The following is a 5,522-nucleotide window of genomic DNA, read 5'->3' on the forward strand; positions in this document are numbered from 1 at the left end:
CATCTACCTTAACTTGATGATTTTTATCTAAATTATCAGGGGATTCCTCAGTGCGAAGCAGCAGCGAAAGAATTGGGGAATGTCGAGTGCATTTTCCGTGGTCCTAAAGGTGTTGATGTTCGCAAACAAGATAAGATCATTGCTGACCTTGTTTCAGAAGGTGTGGATGGTATTGCGATTGCTGTAGCTCAGTCAGCATTCATTCTAGACAACAGTATGAAAAAGGCGCTCTCTTCAGGTATTCCAATCGTAACATATGACTCAGACTTTGAAGCAGAGGCTGTTACCCGCAACCCAAACTTAAGAGAAGCTTACATAGGAACCAATGACTTTGAACTTGGCAAAGCTTTGGGGGAAGCTTTGAAGGCTGAAAGGCCAAATGGCGGCACAATTATTATTCAAACGGGTCGCTCTGATTCTCCGAATTTAAATTTAAGAGTTATGGGTGTACGCTCCGCTTTATCTGGCAAGGAATACGAACATTCACCGGGCAAGCGCTTGATGGGAGACAAAGGTTGGACAGAACCAACTAATCCACTATACAACTTTGGGTCTTTTGAACAAGCATTAGAGGATCTAAAAAACGTGCTCAACTCATATAAACGAAGAGATATCCATGCGGTTGTTGCGGTTGGTGGATGGAGTCAGTTTCTAACTGCTTACCGCAGTGTTGTCGAGCCATACAAGCAGGCAGTGAGCGACAAAGAGATTATTATAATTACCGCAGATACTGCCGATGAACAGTTAGTGTATTTGAAAGACGGGCTTGCGCATGCAAACGTAGGTCAAAACCCGTATGAGATGGGTAGGCAAGCTATATTCACTCTGTATAAATTAGCTAATAAAGAATCAGTAGAAAAAATTCAATACATTCCGATGACGTATTGTAACCAAGAAAATTACCAGACCTGTACTCGAAATTAGTTAACTTACGCCTCTAACGTGCTGCATAGAGGTTTTTCAGTGCACTGTGTTCGCCGTAAAGAGCTTTTTCTATTTGACCATAATCATATGACTTTTCCACTGAAAACCGTTTTGTCGTCAAGCCAGCAGTTTTGGCGGCTTTCTCAACATAGTTCTTTTCCTTAACACCTCCATTTTTCTTATTATTATCAAGTTGAATAAGTGTCCGTACCTTTAATGTCATGGGGTCACACAGTACGAAGTCCACATGTTTTCGTGACAATTTATTATACGCTATCTGCCGCTCACCACCATTGTAGAGACCTTTTCTTGGAGCCATCAGATCGGATGCGTTGACTTTAGTAAAAATTACATCTCTACCTTTTACAGCAACGGATAGCGCTCGATAGAACTCGAGTTCCTCAGGGCTTGCGATTGATGTGCGTGAGTCATACTGGTAAATAATGGGCTTAGTTGATTGAGAACTGTCTAGAGGGGCTTGCTTAGTTCGAGTCAACAACGAAATGATAAAGATCACAGCCGCAAAAATGACAATAAGAATAAGCAAAAGCATAACTTCGATTCCCCACATATATTGGAACTTAATAAGTGTGGGTATTTAAACACCTTTGATTATTGTTACCAATGCATTTAGAGCCGAACTTGTGTTTATTAAATATTGTTCAAAATTAGACTTGCTTTTAATAAGGATTTTATAGCTAATTTGGGACCAATTTAACGAAAGAAGAGCCTTTTCAATCTAGGTTGAAATTATTGACACAAACATCAGGTCACTAAAATGATGATGTAATAAGTTGAGGAAAGCTTTGATGAAAAACACTTTGGCTATAACTATCTTGAGTACCGTTTCTTTTTTCAGTCTCGCTCACACGCTCTCTAATCAAGATGAATATGCAAGCAGCCCTAAAACCATTCCAGTAGAAAGTTATGCTAATGAAACTAAATCAGACTATATAGAAGGCCCAACAAGGCACATAGTGCTTTTTGATCTAAAAGATGATGTGACTCCAGCACAGAAAAAAGAAATCAGTGACCGCTTTCTTGCTTTGAAAAGCTCAAAGCGGAATGGCAAACCCTACATAGAAAACATTGAGGTAGGTTCAGGGAACATAAGTAAAGAAGGACAGGGCAAAGGTTATGACTTGGCATTTACCGTAAGCTTTGCGTCAAAAGGGGACCTAAACTATTACGTAGGCACACCCGCAATCTCTGACCCTAACTATTTTGATGCCAACCACCAAGAGTTCAAAGACTTTGTCGGTCCATTTTTAAAAATCGAGAAAAATTCCGATGGGAGTGAATATGTAGGAGTTTTGGTATTTGATTATCAACTATAGCTGACATCATTAAGTTGTGAACGCAGCTTGATGATAAATTACGTTATATTTTTTAAAATTTAGTTTCAGCAGGTGTTTAATCAGTGATCTTTCTCCAAGTCGACGATTGCATACGTTTGGGCGATTACTATTTAATGCTACTAGTGTCTTCCTTGTTTAATACCAATAATAAAGTGAGGATGTATATCTATGAAACTACTAAAAATAATCACCATCTCAGCATTGCTAACCAGCACTTACTCGTTTGCTCAACATTCTACGAGTAAAGATGGAAGTGTCATTAGAAGTGAAGCGACTTCTTTTTCTTCTGGGCCTTGGGATAGGATCAGTTAGTTCGATTATGCAAAAAAGAGCCAGAGAAATCTGGCTTTTGTGACCGAATAGATTAGGTTAAAAGTCGAGCATTGTGTCCAATTACAATTCAGGTAATGCTATGAGTTCAAGTAGAAACTATCTAGGGAGCTAATCTATGTTCAAAGTTGCCACTATCTTGTTAAGTGCCAGTTTATTTTCATTTTCTGCTTTGGCAGAAGACAGCGTTATTCGACTGTCAAGCCAACATTCGGTCTCCAAAACAGCGGATAAATTTATCACTACCATTCAAGAAAAAGGATTTAACGTTTTTGCAAGAGTGGATCATAAAGCTAATGCTAAAAAAGTAGGTATGGAGCTTCGGCCCACACAAGTGGTTATTTTTGGTAACCCGAAAGTCGGCACTAAGCTTATGCAATGCAATCAAGAGGTCGCCATTGATCTTCCACAAAAAGCGCTCATTTATGAGGATGAACAAGGTAAAACTTGGATTGCCTATAACAACCCTATGTATTTGAAAGAGCGGCATAGCATGAAAGGATGCGACCAAGTACTAGCAAAAATAAACAGCGTACTAAACAACCTAGCAAGCCAAGCAGCCAAGCAGCCAAGCAGCCAAGTAACTAATTATGTGAAGTTTAAATAAAAGGCTAGTGAATGATTAGCCTTTAATTTATTTGAATTAGCGTTCAGATGTGAAAACTTGTGACATAAGATAAAAACAGATTCTTTTATTATTCTTTATACAAAGAACAAACGGTACATAGAGTGGTAATCTGCAGTAGGTCTTTGAATGTTCTGTCAGGCTCTATGTGATTACATAAAACGAATCATGTTTATTCACTTGTGTGTCAGAATAGCCTTTATATCATGATTCCTATCGATATTTTTCACCGACCAATAGCTCATGAGTAACCATATCCTCCCTGTATCTGCTAGTTATCATAGTGCGACATCTAGCAGTCCTGATTCAGAAGAAAGCACCGTTAATACTGAAGTAATCCAACAAACTGAGAACAGTTTCGATCAAATAGACTTGATTCTGGCGTTAATGAATAAACTCGCCATGAATTCAAAACAGCTAATTTTACAGCTTCTGCTAGTCAAGTTAAAAACCAGTATTATACTCACCATACTTAGCAATATCCCAAATGATCCCATTGCCTTGTCTCTACTGAAGGGGCTTAAAGAATTAGCTAAAAAGTTAGAGGGAATGGCACCTGAAGAAGGCTTTGAACTGGAACCTAAAATAACAGCAGCGAGCTTAAACAACTTTATGGAGAGCTATCAGTCGAGACCATTAACAGATAGAGAAGCAGAAGAAATAGGCCCAATTCTTTTGCAACTAGAAGAGCTGCAGAAAACGCTCAAGTATTGGTTGAAAGGGTTATCGACATAGCAAGGTTTTGAGTTGTTGGCTCCACAGAACTGTGTTCTAAATTAGAAGTTTAGCTATTATTCATGCAAGTTTATCAGAACTATTCTCCTGTTATTTAAAGTAAAAAACAAATAAAGTCTCAATACAAAACAAGGCGCACATAAAGTGCCATTCTACTAATAATAAATGAGAGAATATTATGAAACTTTCAACGTTATCGGCTTTAACACTTTTCACTTTCTCAGTCAGCATACATGCCAACACGACCATAGATTTTATCTATCCTAAAAACAATGGCGTTATCGATAAAACCATGCAAGTGTATTGCTCTGTGGGAAGCGATCAATTCTCAGGCAGCCAACTGGAAAAAGCGGTTCGGTTTAATGTGCTGGAAATACTGGCTAATAGTAGCTTCGGCTCACATCATATCACTTGTAACGCTAATTATTTAAGCAATTCGTATGAAATCCGGCTGTCTGCGGTAAAGTTTAATCAAGGAGAATATGGAAGTTTTGCACCTAACTATGATAGTTCAGGCTTTGCTACAGGAGTTAAGTTAACACAGCAACGTTCAGCCTGTTATAAGCCAGATGAATATTTGTTTGATGAGACTTGTTTAAACAATTTCTATGGCACAAAAAATTACTACTTAGAGGGCATTTTGGGCCCAACAGATACTCAGTTACATTTTGATCATAGTTACTCTTCATCAGTAGGAGTGTTTTTGCTAGATAATCCACAAAATTGATTATGCGGAAAGTGGCACCTCTCGATGGGAAATCTTTGAGGTTATTAAGCCTGATGGCTCCAGTTACTGGATAGACTCTTACAAAACCTACTATAGCCTTAATAGTAATCACGCGGAGAAAAATCTTTTAATGAGGATTTTCTAACACAGAAAACCATATGGCCATCTAATACTAGATGGTCATAGCCAGCACTAATCTCATACAGCCATCTCGAAAAAACACGAAGTAGGGGAAGGGCCCTTTGTTGTTTGAATATGGTAACCAAAGCGACTCACGTTCAGACCATATGATAACAGCAATTAAGTCCAGCATTCATACATTGAAAGAACACTAATAAAGGTGCCTCCTATCAAACTGCATTGTCCACCGATACTTATCACGCTCATCATTGGGCATCACCCCGACCGAAGGGAGTCACCGAGATAGTAGGGCGCATGTTGTAGCTCTAGTGAGTGACTTCCTTAAACGCCCGTTAACCAGCTCCCGCCGACTACTCTTGTTTCATTTTGAAACGCCTGTGTATAACTTAAAAATCTATCTATATGATTGTTCTATACTTACAACTTCTGTAATCGCATCGTAAAGTTTTTCATGCTCAAGTCCTTTCATCGCTTCAAAAAATTTTTCATGGTCAGGTATCATTTTCCATCGCCTGTATCCCCAACCAAAGGCAGAGCAGGCCATGAATCTTCAAAACAGTAACGAAATTCAACTTGCATCAAATCACTAAACTGATACATCAAAACCCAAAAATGAAGCCCGTCACAGCACTAATGCCGTTCACTTAAGGTGAGCGGCATTGTTTTTTCTGGGGTATCGGCT

7 protein-coding genes are annotated in these 5,522 nt (G+C 38.8%); 6 read left to right on the forward strand and 1 reads right to left on the reverse strand.

Annotation, left to right across the window (positions count from 1 at the left end):
• Positions 1-42: 42 nt before the first annotated feature.
• Positions 43-924: a substrate-binding domain-containing protein gene (locus tag AAFM34_RS20245; protein ID WP_341665982.1), complete on the forward strand. Its 882-nt coding sequence runs from the start codon at positions 43-45 to the stop codon at positions 922-924.
• Between the two features lie 13 nt (positions 925-937).
• Here AAFM34_RS20245 and AAFM34_RS20250 read toward each other — a convergent pair whose 3' ends face one another.
• Positions 938-1,477: a DUF2726 domain-containing protein gene (locus tag AAFM34_RS20250; RefSeq protein ID WP_341665970.1), complete on the reverse strand. Its 540-nt coding sequence runs from the start codon at positions 1,475-1,477 to the stop codon at positions 938-940.
• Between the two features lie 256 nt (positions 1,478-1,733).
• Between AAFM34_RS20250 and AAFM34_RS20255 the strand changes: the two genes are divergently transcribed.
• From AAFM34_RS20255 to AAFM34_RS20275, 5 genes are all read left to right on the forward strand, one after another.
• Positions 1,734-2,261 carry a Dabb family protein gene (locus AAFM34_RS20255; protein ID WP_341665972.1) on the forward strand — a complete coding sequence of 176 codons (528 nt, stop codon included), beginning with the start codon at positions 1,734-1,736 and terminating at the stop codon, positions 2,259-2,261.
• 189 nt (positions 2,262-2,450) lie between these two features.
• Complete coding sequence (locus tag AAFM34_RS20260; protein ID WP_341665974.1) at positions 2,451-2,594, forward strand: hypothetical protein; 144 nt, start codon at positions 2,451-2,453, stop codon at positions 2,592-2,594.
• A 136-nt stretch (positions 2,595-2,730) separates the two neighbouring features.
• A complete protein-coding gene (locus AAFM34_RS20265; protein WP_341665976.1) occupies positions 2,731-3,219 on the forward strand; it encodes a DUF302 domain-containing protein in 489 nt (162 codons plus the stop codon).
• 261 nt (positions 3,220-3,480) lie between these two features.
• Entirely contained in the window at positions 3,481-3,972 is a 492-nt protein-coding gene (locus AAFM34_RS20270) for a hypothetical protein (protein ID WP_341665978.1), read from the forward strand.
• A gap of 178 nt (positions 3,973-4,150) precedes the next feature.
• Entirely contained in the window at positions 4,151-4,699 is a 549-nt protein-coding gene (locus AAFM34_RS20275) for a hypothetical protein (RefSeq protein ID WP_341665980.1), read from the forward strand.
• Positions 4,700-5,522: the final 823 nt, after the last annotated feature.

The organism is Vibrio sp. (genome assembly GCF_038138445.1).
GTDB lineage: Bacteria > Pseudomonadota > Gammaproteobacteria > Enterobacterales > Vibrionaceae > Vibrio.

Excerpts from the sequence above, each read along its gene's own strand:
- AAFM34_RS20270 (WP_341665978.1), top strand. The coding sequence starts at position 3,481 with ATGAGTAACCATATCCTCCCTGTATCTGCTAGTTATCATAGTGCGACA.
- AAFM34_RS20275 (WP_341665980.1), top strand. The coding sequence starts at position 4,151 with ATGAAACTTTCAACGTTATCGGCTTTAACACTTTTCACTTTCTCAGTC.
- AAFM34_RS20260 (WP_341665974.1), top strand. The coding sequence starts at position 2,451 with ATGAAACTACTAAAAATAATCACCATCTCAGCATTGCTAACCAGCACT.
- AAFM34_RS20250 (WP_341665970.1), bottom strand. The coding sequence starts at position 1,477 with ATGCTTTTGCTTATTCTTATTGTCATTTTTGCGGCTGTGATCTTTATC.
- AAFM34_RS20255 (WP_341665972.1), top strand. The coding sequence starts at position 1,734 with ATGAAAAACACTTTGGCTATAACTATCTTGAGTACCGTTTCTTTTTTC.
- AAFM34_RS20265 (WP_341665976.1), top strand. The coding sequence starts at position 2,731 with ATGTTCAAAGTTGCCACTATCTTGTTAAGTGCCAGTTTATTTTCATTT.